The following is a 23,601-nucleotide window of genomic DNA, read 5'->3' as shown; positions in this document are numbered from 1 at the left end:
ATGGTCAAGGAGGGCGCCAACATGAAGTTATTGGTTCTAAGCGGCCGTGTGCCGCGGACACCGTTCAAACTAATGTACCGGGTATACAAATATGTGCTGCCCGAGGTGCGGAGGGAGCTTCATCGCCTTCGCAGCCTCGCAGAGAGCATTCCAGATCCGGAATTGCGCACGCAGGCGCTGGCCAGTATGGCGAGCAAGCAATTTCATTGCGAGGGAGGTGCGGTCTATGCTGCTGCGAATATAGAACAGCGGCATATTCTTATCCCGCTTATCGTCGCTTTGCAGACCATTAGCGACTATCTGGATAACTTGTGTGATCGAAGCACCTCCCTCGATCCGGATGACTTCCGTCTGCTGCATCAGTCCATGCTGGACGCGGTTAATCCGGACGCCCCTCTGCGTGATTACTATGCGCACCGGGAGGAACGTCTGGATGAAGGCTACCTGCATGAATTGGTTCGTACCTGTCAAGGCTGCGTCAGCCGACTGCCGGGTTACCGGCATGCCCGGCCATTCGTGACGGAGCTGGTAACCTTATACAGCGACCTGCAGGTGTACAAGCATATTCGTAAGGATCTGAGGGAGCCTCGGCTCCTGGCGTGGTGGAACGAGCACCGGAGCAGCTACGCACACCTGCAGTGGAATGAATTTGCTGCAGCGACGGGCTCGACTCTGGGCATGTTCATGCTGTTCCTGGCGGCCGCCGACGAGAATCTGTCGGAGGGCGAGGCGCGATTCATTCGAGATGCTTACTTCCCGCATGTATGCAGTCTTCATATCTTGCTCGATTATTTGATCGATCAGGAGGAAGACCGGATTGGCGGCGATTTGAATTTCTGTAATTATTACAATGATCAAGTTACCCTTATCGAGCGCATTGGAGAAATTGTCCAACATGCCCGGGAGGATGTCCGACGGTTGCCCGCATGGCGTTTTCACCGCATGATTATCGAAGGACTGCTTGCCTTGTATTTGTCGGATCCGAAAGTCCGGCAGCAGGCCGATGTCCGACGCATCTCCAAACGGCTGATGCGCAATAGTCCGTTGACCCGGTTGTTTTTCTGGGGAAACAGCGTTTGGATTCGCAAGCAACAAACATAGAAGCTCAAACATAAAGTTAGTCGAGGAGTGGAGTGTAATGACAGCTGTAAAATCAATCGCTGTTCTAACGAGCGGCGGAGACTCGCAAGGGATGAATGCTGCCGTTCGTTCGGTTGTAAGAAGCGCTTTGTTTCATGGGATTGAAGTATATGGCGTGCAGCGCGGATATCAAGGTCTGTTGAATAACGACCTGCGTCCGATGGATTTGCGCAGTGTGGGCGATATTATTCAGCGCGGAGGAACGATCCTGCAGACCGCCCGCTGCAAGGAATTCGTGACCCCGGAAGGCCAGCAGAAAGGGGCCGATGTGCTGCGTGAGCGCGGCATCGATGGACTTGTCGTTATCGGTGGAGACGGTTCTTATCAAGGCGCGAACAAACTGAGCAAGCTTGGGATTAAGACGATGGGTCTGCCCGGCACGATCGATAACGATATTCCGTTTACAGACTATACGATCGGGTTTGATACGGCGGTAAGCATTGTCGTGGATGCAATCAATAAATTGCGCGATACGATGACTTCCCATGAACGTTCATCGGTCGTGGAAGTCATGGGCCGGTATTGCGGCGATATCGCTTTGTACGCTGGATTGGCTAGCGGTGCGGAGACGATTCTGGTGCCGGAAGTGGCATTCGATCTCGATGTTGTCTCAAGAAGAATGAAGGAGAATTTCCAGTCCGGCAAACGTCATAGTATTATTATCGTCGCTGAAGGCGCTGGAAGCGGCGAAGATATTGCCGCAGGCATTACGCAGCGCAACGGAATCGAGGCGCGGGTTACGGTGCTTGGCCATATTCAGCGGGGGGGATGCCCGACCCACAATGACCGTATCCTTGCAAGCAGACTAGGCGATTTTGCTGTTCGCAGGCTCATGGAAGGCGATTCCGGCAAAGGCTGCGGCATCATAAATGGAGAGCTTGTTGTCACAGATATCGATCTGGTGGTCAACACAAAGAAGCCATTCAACATGGAAATGTACAACTTGGCAAGCCGCTTATCCCAATAAGGCGTAAGACTTGGCTCTAGGGCTGCGGATTCGCTTATCGTGATCGATAGGGAAAGAGAGGCCATCATGTTTCTATATAAGATTGAAATTGAGTTAAAGGACCAAACCGCATACCTCATTATACTCGCGCCTACGGACGAGAAGGCATTCGATCATGTCGACAGCCACGTGGCGCGTCATTTCATAAAGTCGCCCGAAATCATATCCGCTGCGATTGTCGAGAAGAAGCGGACAGAGGCTGGTTCCGGATATGTGATTGCTCTGTAAATGCAATGAAAAGCGCCCTGCTCGGATAACGATATCGACCGTTCCCGAAGCAGGGCGCTTTTCACATGCTCATATAAGATTAATAGATAACGCCCGGTGTATACTTATTGCCTGCATTCCATAGTAAGTACTCATCAACGCCTGTATCCTTCAATGCCTTGATCTGTGCATCCAACTCAGCTTTGCCGTATTTGATATAATGGCCTTTGCCCAGCCAGCTAGCCGTAAAGTCTTGGATCCATGGCCGGATGATGGGCTTGAACGATCCGATGGGATCGAGCTTCTTATGGGTGTCAATCATGGAGCCCTTGATGATCGTGTACGGATCTTTATCCGGATCCTTCACATTATACCAACCGGTGCTGTAATGGCTGGGATAAACCATGGGACTGATGACATCCACATACTTGGAAATCTTCACGAAATCCTGTCCAATCCCTTCCGCCGCCGGTACCGAAGCCGCGTATCCGAAAATATCGACCGAGACTCTTACTCCGAGGGGCTCCAGCTGCTGCTTCGCATACTTGACGAACCCCGCAACAGCATCGACCCGGCTTTCCTTCGTCTTGTCGAACACAAGCGAATCCGCCTTGTTCTCGAACCCTTCGGGAAAGCGCACATAATCGAATTGGATTTCTTTGAAGCCGAGCTTCACCGATTCCTTAGCGACCGCAATGTTATAATCCCATACTTCCTTGATATAGGGGTTAACGAAGCTGTCTTTCTTGCCGTTCTGCCAGACGGATCCGTCTTTGTGACGGAAGGAAAGGTTCGGATGGCTGCGGGCAAGTACCGTATCCTTGAAAACAACGACTCGAGCGATGGGGTAGACGTCATGCTCCTTTAACTTGGTCATCAACGCGCCGATGTCGCGGATATACTTCTTGGGCGTCCCATACTTCAATAGCTCGGGATTGGTGGTCGGGTATGTAATATAACCGACATCGTCCTTAACATCGATAACCATGCTGTTTAAATCAGTGTCATCCAGCAGCTTAAGCAGCGTGTCCAGCCTTGAACCGCCTGCGCTATGCGCGGTCAGGTAGATGCCCTTAACTTTCGGAGCATCCGGCTGAGGGTCCTTCTTCTGGGCAGATGCGTTCTGCCCGGGAACTGCCTCGCCGGTAGTACCGGTTGAAGGCTGCTGCGCGGTAGCGGATGTTAGAAGGGATGTGAGCAGATGGCTCTTTGAAGCGGTCTCATCTCCCGTACCGCCCCCTGATACTAATTGGTACAACAACATAATGACGGAAAATACGACATCCATTCTGTTCTCTCCTCGCAAGCTCTGTTCAACCAAATTATAAATCACTTTGTGAAGGAGGCACAGAGGTATTTTGTAGGATAATTAAACCTCTAGGATAGCTTTCGAACCGGAAATAACAAAAAAGAGCGGAAACGTTATCCGCTCCCACTCTGCTTAAAAATCGCTTATTGCAACAGCACTTCTCTTTGGTACTCACAAATACTGTGATGAACAATCTCCATCGCGTCTTCCGGTTCCAGCAGTGCCATTCCGTCACGCAGCACAATGTTTAAATTGAGCTCTCTTTCCGTGAGAAAGGGTACCAGTTCCGGGACTAGCTTCTCGACGATCCGCGACAGTTTTACCGTTTCCATATCCATGGAGCATCACCCTTTCATCATGATGGAGGGCAAAAACGTATGGCATGAAACTTTGAACTACGGGATAGCTCCATTATAACAGTAGAAAATTGAAAAACCTAGTGTCAGGCCGTAAATTCCATGAATGCCAGGGTTGGCCTAATATGTAGAACAGCCGGCACTGCGCTTTCCTTGGTTATGGATCGGATCTGCGGAAGTCGCCCATTATGCCGACGGTTTCCACGAAATTCACGAATGCGCGCGGGTCGGCTTTAGCGATCCGATTACGAAGCTCTGCGAGCTCGTAGCGTGTCGTTACGGTCATCAGCATGTCCCGTTCGGTCTGGGTATATCCTCCGCGCGTTCGAATCACCGTTACACCCCGATGCAGGGTCAGCAGGGCCGAGAGAAGAGCTTCGGTATCGTTCGATACGATGAAAGCCGTTATTTTGACATGTCTGATATATACCACATCGATGACCTTGGCCGTCGTAAAGATGGAGAGCAGAGAGAACAGGGCAATGTCCCAATTCTGGTTCATCAAGCCGAGCGCAGCAATAATACTGGCATTCAGGAAGAACAGCAGCATGCCGACGGATACGTCCCGCTTGCGTGACAAGATCGAGGCAATAATGTCGAACCCGCCGGTTGAACCGCCCTCGCGAAGCGACAGACCGCTGCCGAGACCAACAATGACGCCTCCAAATACAGCTCCCAGAATAGGGTCCGTAACAACGGGGTTTACCGGAATGAGGTTCAAAGCCAGCGAAGTCGCAACGACGGATAACACGCTCAAGCCGATGAACCGGGTGCCGAGCACCATCCATCCCCAAACCAGAATCGGAACATTCAGCACGAAAAATAACCATGCGATGTTTAATCCGGTGGCATAAGAGGCAATCATAGTGATGCCGGATATTCCTCCGCTGATCATCTGATGGGGGATAATGAGCTGATTAAAACCAAAGGCGATAAGTACTGCGCTAATCGTGATCACGAATGCGTTCCGGGTCGTTTTCAACAGAAATCGTCACCTCTGGAAATGAAATGTAATGTCACTCGCCGCTCGCCCCGTTGAATAGAAGAACGAGCGGAATCGAACCCTATTATTATGCGTTCTTTCCGTTCACTGGTATTCACAAAGGTAACTGTGCTATAATGAACTGTATATTTTCTGTAGGATGCAGATAGAAGGAGTTTGAAGAAGTTTGAAAACATTTGCTGAATTCGGCTTGGAACCAAAAGTGTTGCAGGCCATCACGGAACTCGGGTTCGAAGAATCGACCCCAATCCAATCGAAGTCCATTCCTATTGCGCTCACCGGTAGCGATTTGATCGGTCAAGCTCAGACGGGAACGGGCAAAACGGCTGCCTTCGGCATTCCGTTGATTAACAAAATCCCGACTAGTGAAGACCGGATCGTTGCTTTGATTATGACACCGACCCGTGAACTTGCCATCCAGGTATCGGAAGAAATCGGGAAGCTAACTCGTTTCAAAGGTCTTCGTTCGCTGCCAATTTACGGCGGACAAGAAATCGGCCGTCAAATTCGGGCCCTGAAAAAAAGACCCCAAATCATCATCGGTACGCCGGGTCGTCTGCTTGACCATATCAACCGTAAGACAATCCGCCTAGACGACGTCCAAACGGTCGTTCTTGACGAAGCGGACGAAATGCTGGACATGGGCTTCATGGAAGATATTACTTCCATCCTGTCGCTTATTCCGGAAAACCGCCAAACGATGTTGTTCTCGGCTACAATGCCTCCGAACATCCAGAAGCTGGCGCAGCAGTTCCTCAAGAATCCGGAGCATGTCTCGGTCATTCCGAAGCAAGTTAGTGTACCGTTGATCGACCAAGCGTACATCGAAGTTCATGAACGCCAGAAGTTCGATGCGCTTAGCCGTTTGATCGATATGGAATCGCCAGACCTTGCCATTATCTTCGGACGTACCAAACGCCGTGTAGACGAGCTGAGCGAAGCGCTTCAGAAGCGTGGTTACTCTGCGGACGGCCTGCATGGCGACTTGTCTCAGAACCAGCGCGACGCGGTAATGCGTAAGTTCCGTGACGGCAGCATTGACGTGCTGGTTGCAACGGACGTTGCGGCACGCGGTCTTGACGTATCAGGCGTATCGCATGTTATTAACTTCGACCTCCCGCAGGATCCGGAGAGCTATGTTCACCGTATCGGCCGTACGGGCCGCGCAGGAAAAGAAGGAACGGCATGGTCGTTTGTAACCCCTCGTGAACTTGATCATCTTCATTTCATTGAAAAAGTGACGCGTCATCGCATTCCGAAGAAGCCTCTGCCAAGCATGGCGGAAGCAATCGAAGGCAAACAGCGTTTGACTGCCGAGCGGATTCTTGAATTGGTATCGGATGAATCGATTAACGAGTACAAAGGCATTGCCATTCAAATGCTGGAGCAGTACGATTCCGTCAACCTGCTTGCATCTGCGATTAAGCTGATCACAGGCGAGAAGAAGGATGTCAATGTTGAATTGACACCGGAAGATCCAATTCGTGCGAAGAAGCGCAGACCGGATATCCGCACCAGCGGACGCAAGTTCTCCGGCAGCTCGTTCGGCGGCGGCAACCGCAGTGGCGGAAGCAGCTCTTCACGCGGCCGTTCAGACAGCCGCGGCGGATATGGCGGCGGACGCAGCAATTCGAGCAGCGGAAGCAGCGGGTATAACCGCGACCGTGACAATCAGAACAAAGGAAGAGGAGAAGGCCGCAGCGACACACGTCGTCCACGTCCATCCTCCGACGATTTTGTTAACTCGTAACTAGGGGACCGGGGTTATCCGTGCTGCCGAGCGATCGGAATGGATGCCCCGGTTTTTTTCTGAATTGAAGCAAGGAAGTTCCTTATGCCGCGGATTTCAAATCATAAGAAATGTTCGCTGGCATAAAGGGACAACCTATATTATAGTAGAACAATAAAGATCGACAGCAATTTTTGTGTAATCGCTTGCGGCATGGTGAATGGAGTCAAAGCTTAGGAGGATCAGGCATTATGGAAATGAGAGGTTTAATGGGCGGGCTGTACAAAATATCCGAATGGATTATGCGGCTCTCGGTAACGAACTTACTATGGATTGTCTGCTCGATACCGTATATCTTTTTGCTTCTGCCAACGTTGATGTCACAGACGACGGACCAGTTTTTAAGCGGTATCATCCTGTCCAGTATCATTGCGCCGTTTACGCTGTTTCCTGCGACTTCCGCCATGTTCGCCGTTGCTCGCAAATGGGTGATGGGAGAGGTGGATGCACCGCTACTGCGTACGTTCTTCCGCAACTACAAAGAGAGCTATCTGCAAAGCATGATCGGCGGCATCATATACGTTCTCTTGTTTGCGATCATGATCGTGGACTTTCAAGTGTATGTGAAGGAATTAACTACGCTTAAGCTTGTGTCGTATCTGTTCATCGCGCTGATGGTCCTTCTGGCCGTATCGCTGTTTAATTTCTTCTCGATGGTTGTACATTACCATATGAAGACGTTTCAATTGCTCAAAAACTCGGTTCTCCTTACGATTGGCCGGCCGTTCCGCTCCATGTCGACTGCGATCATGTGCGGATTAGTCATTTTCATAAGTGTAAGCAGCCCGAAATTAATGTTCCTCATTCCTTTCTTTACGGGCAGTATCGTAGCGGCAATTGCATTCTGGAACTTCTACGGGATTTACACGAAGCTGCAGATGCAGGCCGAGAAGAATGCTGCGGCTGCTGCAGAGGCTGAAGAGGCTGCACAACTGGCCAACGATGATGCGGTCGGAATCGAGAAGCTGGAAGCGGACAAGGAAAGCAACATCAGGAAATAAATTGATGATGCGCTTTCGTTTACTTTTCCTTCAAATCGGTCTATAATAGCAATACATCCTGCGATGTGCGTTACGGCTCATACGTGTTTTGAACCAATGGCTGTTTCACGGGAGACCAACATCGGAACGCGGCTGACACGCCCTAACTCAGGGATCTCAAAACCGTTTCTGCGGACACCCACCTGCGAGAGCGGGTTCAGAAACAAGGCAGTCGGACGGCATGGCGGGTTTTTATTAGAAATGATCAAGGGGGGCAGCCCCCTTTTTTTTATGGTCATATCTATGCTATCATGATATATAGCTTACATAGACGTCGGAGGGGGAGATCACCTTTGAAGCGAACCCTAATTGGGTTGCTGCGCAGTCATGAATCGACTGGCGATAAAGCGAAAGATCCGTTACTTAAATCCCATTATTATAAGTTGTCCAAGGACAGGGCATGGGAGGAAGTCGTTTCTACCCTAAAGAAGATTCAAGGTTATAAAGTGCTGCACGAAGTGCAGTCGGTTGGAGAGATCGTGCTGGAGAAGCGGACGATGACCGGCCGGACAATGGATATAACCGTTTCTGTCATATCGGTCAATCCTGTTACCTCGGCTGTTGATATCTATTCTGCTTCACGCGGATCCTTCGGCGATCTCGGTTCGAACTACCGCGTCATTATCGATCTTTACCGGACGCTGGACAAGAAGCTGGCATCCTACAAGACAAGCGGCGCTTAAAAAGAAAAGCGAGGAGGGCAAGCCCCCACTCGCTTTTTCTTTATGTCTGCTACCAAACGGCGGTTAGCACGTATGTATTGTTATACGAGTGCTTTAACCGCAGCCAGAGCGTCTTCGTAGTTCGGATGTTCCGTCATTTCGCCAAGAACTTCAACGTATTGAATCGTGTCGTTCGCATCGATGACGAAGATGGAGCGCATATCCAGTTTAAGCTCATGAATGAGAACGCCGTAGGCTTGGCCGAAGCTGTTGTCTTTGTAGTCGGACAGCATAACGACTTTGTCGACGCCTGCAGCGCCGCACCAACGGGCTTGAGCGAACGGAAGGTCAACGCTGACCGTCAAGACGACGACATTGTCGCCCAGCTTGCCAGCTTCTTCGTTGAAACGGCGAGTTTGCGCATCGCATACACCGGTATCGATGGAAGGAACTACGCTGATCAATTTTACTTTACCAGCGAAGTCTTTAAGCGAGACGGTTTCGACGAGCGATTTGTTTAATTGAAAATCCGGTGCTTGATCGCCTTGCTTGAGTTCCGGTCCGACCAGCGTGATTGGATTGCCTTTGAGCGTTGCAACGCCTGTACGTTGTTGTGCCATTGTTTACGAACAGCCTCCTTCAAATTGTGTACTAACTACCATATTTATTATAATCGTTATGAATTGCGCTTGTCCAACTTCAATGAAAGAGGCGAAATGATGATTTTTCTAAGGTACGAAAGCTTCCGTGGTTACTTGCGCATGTTCCCGGTGACATCGGTCATCATCGCCATCAACCTGGTTGTCTTCTTCTATGATAAATGGATCGGCGGCGGCGCGCTGATCGAGCGCGGGGCGTTTTTTGAGAATCCGGTGGACGACCCGTATGGCTTGAAGGAGCCTTGGCGGTATGTGACATCCATCTTTCTGCATGGCGGCTACGAGCATCTGTTCTTCAATCTGTTCGCCATCCTCGTATTCGCTCCTCCGTTAGAGCGAATGCTGAAGTCAGGACGATACGCGTTGTTCTACCTTCTGTGCGGCATTGCAGCTAATGCATTCAGTGCGGTCATCCATACAGACTATCTCGCCAGCGTAGGAGCCTCAGGGGCCATATACGGCGTTTATGGCGCTTATCTGTACTTGGCCACAATGAAGAAAACATTGGATGAGGCATCACGAAAAACGGTCTACACGATTCTGGTGTTCGGGATTATCTACTCGGTTGTAGCGCAGGGCATTAATTTATGGGCTCATGTTGGCGGTGGGATCGCGGGCTTCCTGTTTGCTTATATTTATGATCGGTCACTAAGCGCAAGACGTAATTAGCCGGCGCATGTCCGGCCGGCTGGATTTATGGCGTGCTGAATGCGGCGCCTTGGGTTGGTATGAAGAGAAGAGGGGACGTCATGGAGCTTCGACAGTTGTATTATTTTGTGAAGGTGGCCAAGAAAGAGCATGTGACGCAAGCGGCGGAGGAGCTGCATGTGGCGCAATCGGCGGTTAGCCGGCAAATCCACCAATTGGAGGAGGAGCTTGGTGCCAAGCTGTTTTTGCAGAAGGGAAGAAATCTTCAGCTGACCCCGGTCGGACAGCTGTTTATGAAACGGGCGGAGGTCATCCTAACCGATCTGGAACGGGCGGTTATGGAGGTCCATGAATTCCTTGATCCTGAGAAGGGTGAAATCCGGCTCGGTTTCCCGCATAGTCTGGGGATTTCTCTCATACCAGAGGTCGTCTCCGAATTCCGGAAGAAGCATCCGAATGTTAGATTCCGATTCAAACAGGGGATGTATCCTTCTTTGATCCGGGACGTGATGAGAGGCGAAGTGGATCTCTCGTTCGTTTCGCCTTGCCCGGAGGAGCACGAGCACGTAACCGGACAAACGATTCTCACTGAGGAGCTGTTTGCGATCCTGCCGCCGAATCATCCGCTTGCTGGCGAACAGTCGATTGAGCTGGCGCAGTTAAAGGATGAGACATTCGTTCTATTCAGCGAAGGATACTCGCTGCGGCCGATTGTATGGGATGCATGCAAGAAGGCCGGCTTCACACCGAGCATCGGCTTTGAAGGAGAGGAAACGGAGACGATCCGCGGCTTGGTGGCGGCTGGAATGGGCGTGAGCCTGCTGCCGGAGATGGCCTTATATCCGAGCGGACCGCTGCAGCCGGCGAAGGTCCGGGTGCGGTCGCCGCAAGTAACGCGAACCATCGGGCTCATCTACCGTTCGAATGAAAAGCTGCCGCTCGTTGCAAGAGTGTTTCAACGGTTTTTGTTGGAATTCTTCGAGAGCAAGATGCTGCTGAAGAAGGAAAAGATGCGCAACCATAATAATGCCATCAAGCAAGAATTCCACATGCCAAGCGAATGATTTCGCTTGGTTTTTTTGTTGCGGATATTTAACTTCATTCGGATGAAATGAAGAAGGAAAGGCGATAATGGAAGGAAACGGAATGTTTCGTGGAGGGACGCGTGTATGATCGAACATGGCCGGCGGCGAAGAATGAACCGCCGCATCTTTGGCATCTTGCTGGCGATGAGCGCCTTGATGGGAGGCTTCCTGCTGCGGCTGGCATGGCTGCAGGCGATGCCGGCCGCACCGGTTACGAGCAGCCGTGCTAACTTGACGAGGGAGTCGGTTTTGCAGCGGGAGAGATCGCTAGTACTGGATTCGGGCCGAGGCGATTTCCTCGACCGGAGCGGACGGCCTATTACGGGCGAGACCTACAAAGCGTTGGCTGTGTTTCCGCTTCATGCGGATGCAAGAGGCACTATTAGTGACCAGAAAGCCCTTGCAGGCGTGCTGGGCGTTAATCATGCGATATTAACGGAATGGATGAACGGGCTGAGGGAGCCAGCCTTCTGGACAGTGCAGGGGGAGATGAGGCCTCTTCATCTGTCCGATGCTCAGCTGCAGGTAATTCAGAGGCTGCGGGTTAACGGGGTACGTGTACTGCCGTACCGCAATCGGTATCCAGCCTCTTTCGTGGCCAGACATGCCATAGGCTATACTAGTCAGCATCCGGAGTTTATTCATGAAAGCTACGCTTCCGAATTGTTGAGGAAGAAGATGAAGCTGAGTGATCAGGTCGGCGGCGCCGGCTTGGAGCGGGCATTGGATCGTCTGCTGCGTGGGAGCGGCCCGACCAGCGTGTCGTATTTCACGGATGGAGCGAACAACCCGTTGAACGGCCTGGATATGCGGTTCACCGGATCCAATAATCCGTATTATCCGCTCAAGGTCGGGACAACGATCGATGTGGATATTCAGCGGGCGGTCGAGCAATATGTCGACCGCAGCGGTTTAGCTGAAGGAGCTGTCGTCGTGCTTGATGCAGACAATGGCGACATCGTAACGATGGTATCCCGTCCACAGCTTGCGCCTGGATCGATCGGGCTAGCGGGCACAGATGAAGCAAACCATGCTATTCGCGCGGTAACGCCGGGATCGATATTTAAGCTTGTTACAGAAGCGGCTGCTTTAGAAGCAAATGTGGCGACGGAGCGGGAAGTATTCGAATGCTCAGGGGATTACGGACGATATGGTCTTCATTGCTGGAAGAGGGGGGGACATGGACGGATTACGCTGAGGGAGGCGTTAGCCCAGTCCTGCAATATTGCATTTGCGACCGTAGCCGAACGGTTATCGGCCGAGCAGTTCCTGGTAACGGCGAATCAATTAGGAATGGGAAGGCGCATCGGATGGAGTGATCCTAAACCGTTCAAGCCGCTGGGAGAACCGCTGCGTCTGCTGCCGGAGGAGGAAGCGGGAGGCTTATTTGCGAAAGCTCCGGCTGCCTATGATGGAGGACAGCTTGCGCAGACCGGCATTGGACAGCGGGACGTGAGGATAACGCCTCTGCAGGCGGCCAATTTGGTCGTGACGCTGCTGCATGAAGGGCGGGTATTGGAGCCGAGGCTCGTGAGCGAGCTTCGTTATGCGAATGGACAGCTCATGGCAAAGCTGCCTGTGCAGTATGCAGCAGCTGACTATGGCCGTATCGCACCGGCAACCGCGCATGCCCTTCTGCACGGGATGCAAGCAGTCGTAACAAGCGGGACGGGGCGGTCGATTCAAGATGGGATATGGACCGTAGCCGGCAAATCCGGGACGGCCGAGACGCTAAAGGGCGGTAAGGCTCGCAACAATCAATGGTTTGTTGGTTATGGTCCCGTCTCCGCCCCCCGTTATGCGGTTGCCGTCCTCGTGGAGAACCGCCGGCCGGACACGGCTAATAAGGCAACGCAGCTATTCCGCGGCATTATGGACGTGTTGGCTGTACACGAGAAGGCTTCTGATCATGAAATACGGAAGATGAACAATACGAGTTTATGATCAGCAAATTACACAAACGGCTCTAGGCTGAGAACTTTCCACAGCCCGTATGAGCAGGCTTAAGCATTCGTTCGTCTGCCTGCACGGTATTCCGTCGGCGAGCTGCCGTACCATTTGCGGAACTGTTTTGAGAAGTATAGGGCATCGGTAAAGCCTACCGAAGAAGCCACATGATCGATTGTCAAGTGTTTCTGCCCGTCAAGCAGCTCTCTCGCCCGTTCCATACGCACCTTCAGAAGGAACTTCATGGGCGAGAGACCCGTTGCTTGTTTGAACATCTTGGATAGATGCGTTCTGTGGTACCCGAGTGTACGGGATAGATCCTCGATTGAAATCTGTTGGGCGTACTGGAGGGAGAGCCATCGCACCGCCTGTTTAATTTGCCGGTCGATATCCGGTATGGCAGACTGCGTGTGGAAGGCCAGCCTCCCGGCATTCTCAACACCGAATTCCTTCAACATCAACCGAAGCAGTCCGTTCGCCTCTAAATCAGCTAATTCCGGGTAAGCGGAGTGCTTGAGCGTATACTCTAACCTTCGGTAAATTCGTATGACATCGCGCAGATCATGAAGATGTACAATGGGCTGAGCAGGTGTCATGCCCAAGCTGTCCAGCAAGGGCTGGGAGAGCGGGCCTTTGAAGGCTACCCATCGATAATACCATGGTGTCACCGCATCCGAGGTGTAGGTAAAGAGAACCTCCGGGAAAATAATGAAGGTATCCCCTCGCTCGCAATCATATTGCTTGCCTTCGATTTCAAAAGTACCTCTTCCCGACATCACGGTGTGCAGGAGGTAATAATTACGTACCGCCGGTCCTACTTGATGGGAAGGCCGGGGCTTGGCATGGCCGCTGAAGAGCACCGACAGCTCACCGTGACTTGGCAGGGAATTGACGCCCAGCGTGTAGAAAGAATGATGCAGATGCATGCGAATTCCTCCAGGAAAAGAAAGGGATAGGTGGCTGTAAAAGTCCCTTTAAGAGTAGCCCACTAAACTACATTTGTCCATATCTATTCCTCTTGATCGGTCTGGCAGCGAATTCCCTGTTTCCTTTATAGTTAAGTCAACTTAACAAGCTGGGAGTTTGTAGAAAAACCTGACGATTCTCTTCGAATCGTCAGGTTTTTGGGTTGGACACGCATCGGAGGTTATGCTCCATAGTCAATAGGAATGACTAAGCTTCGCTAAGCACGCGGCCTGCAGGCAAGTGCTGCGTTTGTTCCTTGACTACAGTGCCGTCGGCTAAACGCAGCCAGGAGTCGAACGCCCGTTGTCCTTCTTGCAGCTGTATAATGCGTGCGCCGCGAGGGAACCCTTCTCGTCCGTATGTATTGTACCCGGTAGCCCGTCCGTAGCAGAGACGGATTCCGTGCAATTCGCCGTAATAATCATTCACGTGGTCATGTCCGACGAAGGTACCCATCACGTCGCCCATTTCAACTAAGGCAGTGAAGAAACCGGAGTTGATTTTTGGAGAACAAACGTCCTCGTATCTTGCCCCGGAGCAGGTATGGGAATTCCACACTTCCTCGTATTCGGGAACCGGAATATGAAAGAACGCGAGAGACGGCAGCGGCTTACCGCCATTCTGCTCGGTCAATGCGGTCGACTGTTGAACGTACCATTCGATTTGGTCGCGTTTAATCCAATCATAACCGCCAATATGGGATGGCGCGTAATCACCCGAGTCGACGAAGTATAGGGCTGCTCCGGGCTGCTCAGAACCCGATCCTTGCAGGGTCAGCACATAGTTGCCGAATCCGCTGATATCGGCAGGACCCGATTCGGTTAAGCTATATGGATTTCCGTCAAAGACTGAAATCATCTCCTCACGCGGCACGATCCCCTCTGCATCGTGATTGCCGAGCACGACTGCGAATGGAATGCCGGCCCTCTCGGCTACTGCCGTCACTTCACGAATGGCATCCTTCGGTCTTGGGTCTCCATGACTTGAAATCAAATCACCGGTAAATACCACAAGATCGGGTGTTTCCTTCGCCAATACTTCTTCCATTAATTCGAATGTCGGGATGCTGTTGTTTCCATCGCTGTTATGATGCACATCGGTAAATTGAACGATTTTAAACGTACCATCCGGGCGAAACCGCAGCTGTTTATCATTGGACATAGTGAAGCTCCCCTTTCAAAATGAAGGCAATAAATGCAGGATTCTATCCTCATCATAATCGTATAAATCGGAAATTGTCAATCAGAAACAATGAGAAACAAGATAAAAACACAAGAATCAACATTCCAGGTTTAGAGATATTGTTTCGTATCAATTCCATGCATTTCTCGAGCCTTTCCATAATAAAAACCCTTGATCCTCCAATGAGCAGAATCAAGGGTTTGAATTTCCGGAATGTAAATGAAGGGTGTATTAGTTAGATGCCGCCGGAGGTTCTGGAGTATTGTCGAACTCGCCTTTGGGCGGTCTGATCCAACGATGGAAGTAGCGCTGGTCATACAAGGCTTTGATAAGAATCATTAAGATTGGCGATAGAATGACGCCGGCTATCCCAAACAGCGACAGGGAGATGATCATGAATGCAAGCATCGTGAATGCGGATACCCCGAGCGTATCTCCTGTAATCTTCGGCTCCAGAATTTGACGAGTCAAGACGACGACGAGGAACAGCACTGTCAGCCAGATCGCTAGTGTCGTTTTACCTACAATGACTAAATAGATAATCCAGGGCATGAACACGGTTCCGACACCGAGGAGCGGGAGAACATCGAATATAGCCGAGAGTAAAGAAATCGACAGCGCATTATCAACCCCCAGAAGCAGCAGGGAGATAAAGATGACGATGAAGGTGATAGAAATAAGCTTCATCTGTGCCTTTAAATAAATACCGATGCCTGAGAACACATTATCTTTAAGAAAGAAGAAAGCGGTCTTGAATGTTCTAGGTGTTTTATCGCGGGCTGTTTTCTTCCAATCATTAATCTCAAGGCTGAGAAAGTAAGCGAGAATAATCCCAATCGCGAAATTGAATATAAAGGTCGAGAATGAGGATAAATAGCCCCCAAGCGAGATGAGAAAGCCTGTGGCGATCCGCTGTCCCCATTCCGTTATAGATGCAATGGCATCCTGCGCTCTCTCAATGACTCCCGGCGGCAGCGCCTGATACTTATCCACCCAGACGGAGGCATTCTTAGCAAACTGTTCCGAGAGAATTTGCTGATACACCGGCAGCTTCTCAGCCAGTCCAGTCACTTGGTTCGCCACAATGATGCCAGCCCCAACGAATGCGCCGACGATTACGAGCGTAAATATAAGTATTGAAATGGCTGCAGCGATCGACTTCTTCAATCCGATCCGAGTGAGCCAGCGGGCAGGCGGGTCAATGAACATGAAGATCAGGAAGGATAGGAATATTGGTGTCGCGATTCGATACAAGTAACTGAAGGCAAACATAATTAGGTAGACGGTTAAGGCGATGAGTGCGATGTCGAAAGCGGTACGCCAATATTTCCGGTAAAAGGAAAGCATGATTATAACTCCTTATTTTCAGTGTAGAATAGATGTAATCATCACGATTGTACTATATATTCCAAGTGTTGCCTAATTAATATTGTTCAAAAAAGGTGTGGATTCCATCAATTCATCATCCACTCATATGACATCAACCATAGCCGTTTTTATCAGGTGTATGTTACAATAAGGTAGGCATCTGAAGTAGCACCGCCTTCCAGGGTTGGACAGGGGATTGAAACTAGGATGGTGGGGAAACGGACATGGAGAATTTACTGCTTTGGGGTTTTTACATCTTGACGTTTTACGCTTTTCTCCCGGGACTGGTCAGCCGAACGTTCGGCTTTCGGGTTTTCAAGAAGGGACGTGCGAAGAACGAAATCGCGCTTACGTTTGATGATGGTCCTGATCCGGTCTATACGTCGCAATTGCTTGATTTATTAAAGAAATATAATGCAAAAGCGACATTTTTTGTAGTCGGTATTCATGCGGAGAGAAATCCTGAGCTGTTGCGCCGCATGCACGAGGAAGGACATGTCATCGGAATTCATAACTACGTGCATAAGAGCAATTGGTTCATGCGGCCAGGAACAGTCAAGAAACAGATTCATCGCACTTCAGAAATCATTAAGAAGGCGACAGGCGAGCGCACCGTATATTACCGTCCGCCATGGGGGATCGTCAATTTATTCGACTTCTCCAATCTAGGTTATTTGCAAATTATTTTATGGTCGGCGCTGTTCGGAGACTGGCGCAGTCGGGTTGGATCTGACCGATTGCACAAGCGTATGATGAAGAAGCTCCGCCCGGGTGAGGTGCTGCTGCTGCATGATTGCGGAGCAACCTTAGGTGCTGATCGTGACGCGCCCGCCAACATGTTGGCAGCGCTTGAGCCTTTTCTAGATGCAGGTAAGCAACGTGGATACGAGTTTATAACCGTCCCAGAGATGATTGGTATTACAGACCGGAATAAATCCATAAAGCCGTCAATCAGCTGGTATAAACGAACAATCGTAGCAGGCTGGATGGCATGGGAGCGTCTGTTTCACGTTCTGTTTCGTATCGAATCAGGCGGGACGGATTCCGTGTTTCATATTCGGGTGGTTCCGTATCACGGCAAAACGCTGCATCTCTCGGATGGGCAAACAATCGAAGACAAGGATGAAGTCATCGAGCTTCACTTTGACAACAACAAGTTATATCATCTGATGACGGAATCACGTTCACTCATGCATGTGGCGATTCGCCTTATACGTGAAGTGGAGCAGGCCCTTCCGAAGCTTGCAGCCACAATAGCGGGGCGGAAAGATTATGAACGTGTCCGGGGGCTGTATGGCATCAGTATGATTAACAAAGGCGCGGAGCAGTTTGGCTTCAGTGTGCTGGAGCTCCCCAAAGGTCTATTCGACAAAATGACGCGTCTGTATTTAAAATTCCTGCTTCGTGTGCTTCATCCATCCGGTAAGAAGCGGGTGAAGGATCAGGGCGGACGGTTATCGCCTCGAATTATTGCCATGTCAATGGAAGAATTCCACCGCCGCTATGGGACGGCTGATTCATTAAAGCCGCTGTGGAATTCGGTAGCCGGATATGAAGACAATCTTACGTCATCCAGTCGGACGACGATATCACAGTCTACGTACGATAACGCCAATGCCGCGAGGGAGTTTACGCCCTAACGGCATTTTTCATTGGCAGCCTGAGCATCTAGGATTCCTGCTGCGTACAACGACTACACAAACAAAACCGTCAGGATTATAATCCTGACGGTTTTGTTTGTTGCTGCCGATTATATTTTCATTACGCCGCCTGTGCTTGCATTCGTAACGAGGTGAGCATAACGGGCAAGATAGCCCTTCTTCACCTTCAGTTCGAAGCCTGTCCAGTTCGCTCTGCGACGGTCGAATTCTTCATCGCTGATGAGCAGGTTCATCGTGCGGTTATTCAAATCAAGCTCGATCAGGTCACCATCATTAACGAAAGCGAGTGGACCGCCTTCTGCTGCTTCAGGTGAAACATGTCCGATGCTGATTCCGCGGGAAGCGCCGGAGAAGCGTCCGTCGGTAACCAGGCCGACTTTGGCGCCAAGACCCATCCCAACGATCTGGGAGGTTGGAGCGAGCATCTCAGGCATACCAGGTCCGCCCTTAGGTCCTTCGTAACGGATAACAACGACATGTCCTTCTTTGATCTGACCGGCTGCGATGCCTGCAAGAACGGCATCCTGAGAATCGTAGCAGATAGCAGGACCTTTCAGGTAGCCGCCCACGGACTTGTCCACTGCGCCTACTTTAATGATGGCTCCGCCTGGGGCAAGATTGCCGAACAGAACTGCCAGGCCTCCTTGCTCGCTATGCGGGTTGTCAATCGTGCGAAGCACATCGGTATTCTGAATTTCACAGCCTGCAACGTTCTCGCGAAGCGTCTTGCCGGTTACCGTGATGACTTCCCCGTTCAGTGCGCCTTCCTTCTTGAACAGCTCATTAAGAACGGCACTTACGCCGCCGGCCTCATGAACGTCCTCAATGTGCCAGTCGGAAGCGGGTGCGATCTTAGCCAAATGCGGCACGCGCGTCGCAATTTCGTTGATTCTTTCGATTGGGTAGTCGATTTCGGCTTCATGTGCAAGAGCAAGCGTATGAAGAACCGTGTTCGTGGATCCGCCCAAAGCCATGTCAAGCGCGAACGCATTGTCAATCGCTTCTTTAGTCACGATATCACGAGGTTTGATGCCCAGCTCGATGATTTTCATCAGTTGGCGAGCCGATTTTTTGACAAATTCTTTGCGCTCTGGCGATACGGCTAGAATCGTACCGTTGCCCGGCAATGCAAGTCCAAGTCCTTCAGCGAGGCAGTTCATCGAGTTGGCCGTGAACATGCCGGAACAGGATCCGCAAGTAGGGCAGCCGTATTGCTCAAGCTCTTGCAGTCCAGCATCGTCGATCTTGCCTGCTTGATAAGCACCGACACCTTCAAATACGCTGGAGAGCGAGATGGATCGGCCATCGGAAGTTTTGCCTGCTTTCATCGGTCCGCCCGATACCATAATCGTCGGAATGTTGACGCGGAGCGCACCCATCATCATGCCCGGGGTGATCTTATCGCAGTTCGGAATACAGACCATGCCATCGAACCAGTGCGCATTCACGACTGTCTCGACGGAGTCAGCAATAATTTCACGGCTAGCGAGCGAGTAACGCATGCCGATATGGCCCATTGCGATGCCGTCGTCTACGCCGATCGTGTTAAATTCAAAGGGAACGCCGCCAGCTTCGCGGATCGCTTCTTTAACCAGCTTGCCGAATTCCTGCAGATGGACGTGACCAGGAATAATATCAATATACGAGTTGCAAACCGCGATAAACGGTTTGTCGAAGTCTTCTTCTTTTACGCCGGCAGCGCGCAGCAAGCTGCGGTGCGGAGCGCGGTCGAAACCTCTCTTGATCATGTCTGAACGCATCTTTTTTGCCGCCATACTTGTCCCTCCCAAGGTTAATTCAATACAGAACAGTCTACCACAATGGACGCTGAATGGCTAGAATACAATGATAGGAATGGAGCCGCTGGACGCTTCTTTTTACTAGCGCTGATTAGGCTCATTAGTCGAACTTCATGCACCGGCGCGCTTGATATCATAAATAGGCAATGATCGGCTCATTATAAGTGAATAAGGACTTTTTTGCATCGAGGTATGCTGTAACCCTTTACAACCCCAACAGTTTGTTCTAAGTTTATGAAAGATGCATTACCGATATAGAGAGGGTGGAACGGCGCATGTCGGAGATGGATCAGCATGATTTGGCGCAGCTCGAACGGTCGTTTATCCAGATGAAACGAAGAATGGACTCGGAATGGTCCAAAGGCAATTATGGCTTGAACGCGCTGCAGGGCCGCATACTTTTCCGCTTGTTTGAGGATGGGCCGCAGAAAGCATCCGCACTTGCGGAGCAGCTTTATATAACACCGGGTGCGGTGACCGGAATTGCTGATAAATTATTAGAGATGGAGCTCATCGAACGCGACCGCGCGGAGGATGACCGGCGTGTCGTGATCCTGTCTGCAACGGAAGCGGGAGGGGAGCTGGCCCAGAAGCTAAGAGAGAAGCGAAGGGCTGTTTCCGAGAAGATGTTTTCGGGGTTATCGTCCGAGGATGTCCGCGAATTGACACGTCTCTTCGACAAAATCAATCAAAACATGGATGCGGCGAACGCACAAGAACATGAAGAATGATAGCGGTAATAAAGAAGCCCGAGAACGCTTGTCTTCTGGACAAGCACTCTCGGGCTTCTTTTACTTTAATCGAAAGTCTAAGGAATGTGATCATCACAACCATAGACACTGCGGGCTACCCGCTTATTCTTGCTTGACGCTATTGCCCGTGGAGATCAGGTGAACCACTCGGCAAATTACGCTTGCGATACGTCCTCGGACTTTCTCCGTACCGTCTCTTGAATTGATTTAAAAAATGATTGTAATTACTAAATCCGACGTCCTCGCTAATTTCAACCGCACTTCGGTGTGTATGCAGCAGAAGAGCGGCCGCTTCTCTCAAGCGCATCCGGTTAAGAGCATCGATGACAGATTGGCCTGTCTCCGATTTGAATAAGTGTGACAGCCGTGATTCGGAAATACCGACAGCTTTGGCGATTTCCTCAATTCGCACCTGTTCCTTCATACGCTTCGTCAGCAAATCATGTGCTTCTTCGACGCGAGGATCGATACGGCGCGAAGCGGTCTGGGATAATAATAGCAGCAATTCCTGGATAGCGCCCGCACAGAGCATTTTCCAGAAAGGACGACGCTGCCGCACATCCATAATAATCCGGGACAGGGCGCCGGCAATACGTTCCCTGCTATGTGAGTTTTCTATCGTCACGTGATAGAAACCCGGCTCCTGATCAGGGAATTGCCACAGATGAGCATCCTGAGGACTCGGTGTAAAATGGGTCCAAATGAAGTTCCACCTATGACCGGGGTTAGTTCCATAGTGCTGCGGAGTTCCCGGTTTCAACAGGGCAACATCACCGGCTTGCGTTCGATAGATTGTATTTCCCGGCTTAAAGTAACCCTCGCCTGACAAGGTATATGTAATCAGCCAGTCTGCTCTGCCCTCTGGGCGAAGTGTGGAATAGCTGTCCGCTTCGTTAAAATGGCCGGCAACATAGGTATCTATGTCCAATGTCCCGTAATGACTCGAAGGTCTGCCGTTGATATGATGCATTCGGTCATCCTCCTAGATGGGCCGCAATTTATCCATTGGAGTTTCAATCACTCCTGCTTATGAATCTGAGCATAGCATGCCCGGATCAGGGCGGCAATGGGGGAGTGAAATGGTTATGTGTCAGGTAAGCACCCTTGGAGGAAGTAAAGGGGAAGGATGGTAATCCGATATTTATTGTTGAAAATATGGTAATTAGTTGTGGGTATGATACAATATTAATGAAACCAAGTTTCGTATAATGAAACTCAAGAGGTGTGGTGGATGACTTATCAATTTCTAGGTTTGGATCATGTTCAGCTAGCTGCTCCGGCACAGGTAGAAGAGCAAGCGCGTAGCTTCTATTCGGGCATTCTTGGTATGCCCGAGATCAAGAAGCCAGAGAAGCTGATAAGCCGTGGAGGCGTTTGGTTTCAATGTGGTATTCATCAGGTGCATATCGGTGTGCAGGATAATTTTGTGGCGGCGGTGAAGGCACATCCTGCTTTTCAGGTTGAACGTATATCGGAGCTTCGCTCCATGCTGCTTCAGCGGGGGGTTGAAGTACGGGATGATGATGCAAGAGATGGTGCCGAGCGCTTCTACATTGATGATCCATTCGGAAACCGGCTCGAGTTTATCGAATGGTCCTCTTCATATCGAAAAGACCCCTCGATTTGACATGCATTCAGAGGGGCCCATAATTGAATCCTGACAGCTAGCTCTTACCGCCGTTCCCTTTTTTATCCTTTGTGCGGGTGGTCGTATTTTGCCGGGCATGCCCTTGCTGCTTTGCCATCGCTGTTACCTCCTTTCATAAGGTTCTGCACGGTATTGTGCTTCCGATTGGGACTGGTTATGAAACGTGAAGAGTGGAAGTTTTTCACACGCTTTTATTTGGAACGACTACATGATTAACAAGATTCTTCGTCTTGGTCCCTTGCTAGGTCCATAACAAAAAAAGAGCCGCGCTAGAAGCTTTAAGCGAGGCTCTTTAAATTAAATGAGTATCGTTGAATTACATGGCGGCGGGGTTGCGTCCGGACAGAAGATGTTTTACATGAGATTGGCGCCATTTGGATACGTGCACATACTTGGTTTCAGGCCGGCCGCAATCGAAGCGGACCAGACCTTCCTTCACTGAGATGATCTTGCTCACATTGACGTAGCAGTTGCTGCTTACTTTAGCGAATTGGCCACCTGCGATATAATGATACAGCTGCTCCTTGGAGAGCTTCTTTTTTATATTGTAATTTCTGCCGTGAAAACTAACCAGCCCCAGTTTGCCGATTTTAAAATAGAGAATATCTTTCTCGATCTCCATGGTTTCATACACGTTCCGGTTGTCCGGTGCAACATTCATCATTTGACAGGCCTCCTTGAAAGATGAAATTGTTAGCGCTTTCATTTTAACACAATTTATTCATCTTTGGAATGGCGACTTTGAATATACACATTACGTTTTTTTAGTGGATGTCCTCTTATTGGTTGTTTATACCTGCAGTTAATCATGATATTAATTAGAAGCGCGATAATTCATGGGTAGGTGAGAAGTGAAAAATGAAAAGTTTTATTAAGAAAGTAGTTGCATTCGTGTCGAAGTCTATGGTATATTCTAATTCCTGTCGCAGAGATGGTCTGAAACGAACATGAATTTATCGTAGGTTCACCCATTCAAGCATGCAGGTTGGAATAAAGAAACAGTTGCAATCATGATTTCAAATATGTTATGATGATTGGCGTTGTTGATTAATTAATTGCTCTTTGAAAACTGAACAACGAGTGAATTAGCCATTTGTTTTAAATGAGCATTTCAAACACTTTTATGGAGAGTTTGATCCTGGCTCAGGACGAACGCTGGCGGCGTGCCTAATACATGCAAGTCGAGCGAATTTCATTGAAAGCTTGCTTTCAATGGAGTTAGCGGCGGACGGGTGAGTAACACGTAGGTAACCTGCCTACAAGACTGGGATAACATTCGGAAACGAATGCTAATACCGGATACGCAATTTCCTCGCATGAGGGAATTGGGAAAGGCGGAGCAATCTGCCACTTGTAGATGGACCTGCGGCGCAT

At 50.2% G+C, this 23,601-nt stretch carries 22 protein-coding genes, 1 rRNA gene and 1 other RNA gene; 14 read left to right on the top strand and 10 right to left on the bottom strand.

Annotated features, from left to right (window positions below; genetic code table 11):
• The first annotated feature begins 21 nt into the window (after positions 1-21).
• From NNL21_RS07300 to NNL21_RS07290, 3 genes are all read left to right on the top strand, one after another.
• Entirely contained in the window at positions 22-1,101 is a 1,080-nt protein-coding gene (locus NNL21_RS07300) for a tetraprenyl-beta-curcumene synthase family protein (RefSeq protein ID WP_204822661.1), read from the top strand.
• A 37-nt stretch (positions 1,102-1,138) separates the two neighbouring features.
• Positions 1,139-2,107, top strand: coding sequence for a 6-phosphofructokinase (gene pfkA, locus NNL21_RS07295; RefSeq protein ID WP_204822662.1), 969 nt, complete (start codon positions 1,139-1,141; stop codon positions 2,105-2,107).
• A gap of 66 nt (positions 2,108-2,173) precedes the next feature.
• Positions 2,174-2,374 (top strand): DUF3906 family protein, encoded by a 201-nt coding sequence (locus NNL21_RS07290; protein ID WP_204822663.1) that lies wholly within the window; start codon positions 2,174-2,176, stop codon positions 2,372-2,374.
• 79 nt (positions 2,375-2,453) lie between these two features.
• Here NNL21_RS07290 and NNL21_RS07285 read toward each other — a convergent pair whose 3' ends face one another.
• From NNL21_RS07285 to NNL21_RS07275, 3 genes are all read right to left on the bottom strand, one after another.
• The gene (locus tag NNL21_RS07285; protein ID WP_204822664.1) at positions 2,454-3,641 is read right to left on the bottom strand and encodes a putative glycoside hydrolase; all 1,188 of its coding nucleotides are present in this window, start codon (positions 3,639-3,641) and stop codon (positions 2,454-2,456) included.
• A 164-nt stretch (positions 3,642-3,805) separates the two neighbouring features.
• Positions 3,806-4,000, bottom strand: a complete 195-nt coding sequence (locus NNL21_RS07280) for a hypothetical protein (protein ID WP_204822665.1) — start codon at positions 3,998-4,000, stop codon at positions 3,806-3,808.
• A 175-nt stretch (positions 4,001-4,175) separates the two neighbouring features.
• Positions 4,176-5,000 carry a YitT family protein gene (locus NNL21_RS07275; RefSeq protein WP_256555103.1) on the bottom strand — a complete coding sequence of 275 codons (825 nt, stop codon included), beginning with the start codon at positions 4,998-5,000 and terminating at the stop codon, positions 4,176-4,178.
• 187 nt (positions 5,001-5,187) lie between these two features.
• Between NNL21_RS07275 and cshA the strand changes: the two genes are divergently transcribed.
• The 4 genes from cshA to NNL21_RS07255 all read left to right on the top strand — a co-directional run bounded on the left by cshA (position 5,188) and on the right by NNL21_RS07255 (position 8,533).
• Entirely contained in the window at positions 5,188-6,771 is a 1,584-nt protein-coding gene (cshA, locus tag NNL21_RS07270) for a degradosome RNA helicase CshA (RefSeq protein ID WP_204822666.1), read from the top strand.
• Positions 6,772-7,001: 230 nt separating this feature from the next.
• Complete coding sequence (locus tag NNL21_RS07265; protein WP_204822667.1) at positions 7,002-7,811, top strand: YesL family protein; 810 nt, start codon at positions 7,002-7,004, stop codon at positions 7,809-7,811.
• A 52-nt stretch (positions 7,812-7,863) separates the two neighbouring features.
• Positions 7,864-8,045, top strand: a non-coding RNA gene (gene ssrS, locus NNL21_RS07260) — 6S RNA.
• A gap of 56 nt (positions 8,046-8,101) precedes the next feature.
• Entirely contained in the window at positions 8,102-8,533 is a 432-nt protein-coding gene (locus NNL21_RS07255) for a DUF1499 domain-containing protein (RefSeq protein WP_204822668.1), read from the top strand.
• Between the two features lie 80 nt (positions 8,534-8,613).
• On the opposite strand, the gene tpx is transcribed toward NNL21_RS07255, so the two are convergent.
• Entirely contained in the window at positions 8,614-9,132 is a 519-nt protein-coding gene (gene tpx / locus NNL21_RS07250; RefSeq protein ID WP_204822669.1) for a thiol peroxidase, read from the bottom strand.
• 99 nt (positions 9,133-9,231) lie between these two features.
• Between tpx and NNL21_RS07245 the strand changes: the two genes are divergently transcribed.
• The 3 genes from NNL21_RS07245 to NNL21_RS07235 all read left to right on the top strand — a co-directional run bounded on the left by NNL21_RS07245 (position 9,232) and on the right by NNL21_RS07235 (position 12,848).
• Positions 9,232-9,840, top strand: coding sequence for a rhomboid family intramembrane serine protease (locus tag NNL21_RS07245; protein ID WP_204822682.1), 609 nt, complete (start codon positions 9,232-9,234; stop codon positions 9,838-9,840).
• Between the two features lie 80 nt (positions 9,841-9,920).
• A complete protein-coding gene (gltC, locus tag NNL21_RS07240; protein WP_204822670.1) occupies positions 9,921-10,883 on the top strand; it encodes a glutamate biosynthesis transcriptional regulator GltC in 963 nt (320 codons plus the stop codon).
• 105 nt (positions 10,884-10,988) lie between these two features.
• A complete protein-coding gene (locus NNL21_RS07235; RefSeq protein WP_256555101.1) occupies positions 10,989-12,848 on the top strand; it encodes a peptidoglycan D,D-transpeptidase FtsI family protein in 1,860 nt (619 codons plus the stop codon).
• A 59-nt stretch (positions 12,849-12,907) separates the two neighbouring features.
• Here NNL21_RS07235 and NNL21_RS07230 read toward each other — a convergent pair whose 3' ends face one another.
• From NNL21_RS07230 to NNL21_RS07220, 3 genes are all read right to left on the bottom strand, one after another.
• Positions 12,908-13,777 (bottom strand): AraC family transcriptional regulator, encoded by an 870-nt coding sequence (locus NNL21_RS07230; protein WP_204822671.1) that lies wholly within the window; start codon positions 13,775-13,777, stop codon positions 12,908-12,910.
• A 247-nt stretch (positions 13,778-14,024) separates the two neighbouring features.
• Positions 14,025-14,978, bottom strand: a complete 954-nt coding sequence (locus NNL21_RS07225; protein WP_204822672.1) for a metallophosphoesterase family protein — start codon at positions 14,976-14,978, stop codon at positions 14,025-14,027.
• A gap of 252 nt (positions 14,979-15,230) precedes the next feature.
• The gene (locus tag NNL21_RS07220) at positions 15,231-16,346 is read right to left on the bottom strand and encodes an AI-2E family transporter (protein ID WP_204822673.1); all 1,116 of its coding nucleotides are present in this window, start codon (positions 16,344-16,346) and stop codon (positions 15,231-15,233) included.
• Positions 16,347-16,591: 245 nt separating this feature from the next.
• On the opposite strand from NNL21_RS07220, the gene NNL21_RS07215 reads away from it, so the two are divergent.
• Positions 16,592-18,007 (top strand): polysaccharide deacetylase family protein, encoded by a 1,416-nt coding sequence (locus NNL21_RS07215; RefSeq protein ID WP_204822674.1) that lies wholly within the window; start codon positions 16,592-16,594, stop codon positions 18,005-18,007.
• Between the two features lie 110 nt (positions 18,008-18,117).
• On the opposite strand, the gene ilvD is transcribed toward NNL21_RS07215, so the two are convergent.
• Positions 18,118-19,803: a dihydroxy-acid dehydratase gene (gene ilvD / locus NNL21_RS07210; protein WP_204822675.1), complete on the bottom strand. Its 1,686-nt coding sequence runs from the start codon at positions 19,801-19,803 to the stop codon at positions 18,118-18,120.
• A 299-nt stretch (positions 19,804-20,102) separates the two neighbouring features.
• Between ilvD and NNL21_RS07205 the strand changes: the two genes are divergently transcribed.
• Entirely contained in the window at positions 20,103-20,558 is a 456-nt protein-coding gene (locus NNL21_RS07205; protein WP_204822676.1) for a MarR family winged helix-turn-helix transcriptional regulator, read from the top strand.
• Positions 20,559-20,697: 139 nt separating this feature from the next.
• Here the strand turns inward: NNL21_RS07205 and NNL21_RS07200 are convergent, their stop codons facing one another.
• Positions 20,698-21,549: a helix-turn-helix domain-containing protein gene (locus tag NNL21_RS07200; RefSeq protein ID WP_204822677.1), complete on the bottom strand. Its 852-nt coding sequence runs from the start codon at positions 21,547-21,549 to the stop codon at positions 20,698-20,700.
• 261 nt (positions 21,550-21,810) lie between these two features.
• Here NNL21_RS07200 and NNL21_RS07195 point away from each other — a divergent pair, with 261 nt between their 5' ends.
• On the top strand, positions 21,811-22,206 hold the full coding sequence (locus tag NNL21_RS07195; RefSeq protein ID WP_204822678.1) for a VOC family protein: 396 nt from the start codon (positions 21,811-21,813) through the stop codon (positions 22,204-22,206).
• A 337-nt stretch (positions 22,207-22,543) separates the two neighbouring features.
• Here NNL21_RS07195 and NNL21_RS07190 read toward each other — a convergent pair whose 3' ends face one another.
• Positions 22,544-22,891, bottom strand: coding sequence for a hypothetical protein (locus NNL21_RS07190; protein ID WP_204822679.1), 348 nt, complete (start codon positions 22,889-22,891; stop codon positions 22,544-22,546).
• Positions 22,892-23,347: 456 nt separating this feature from the next.
• Between NNL21_RS07190 and NNL21_RS07185 the strand changes: the two genes are divergently transcribed.
• Positions 23,348-23,601 (top strand): 16S ribosomal RNA (locus tag NNL21_RS07185); the annotation flags it as partial.

The sequence above is a fragment of the Paenibacillus mendelii genome (assembly GCF_024498075.1).
GTDB classification, from domain to species: domain Bacteria; phylum Bacillota; class Bacilli; order Paenibacillales; family Paenibacillaceae; genus Paenibacillus_Z; species Paenibacillus_Z mendelii.
This window is presented reverse-complemented; position numbering and strand designations above follow the sequence as displayed.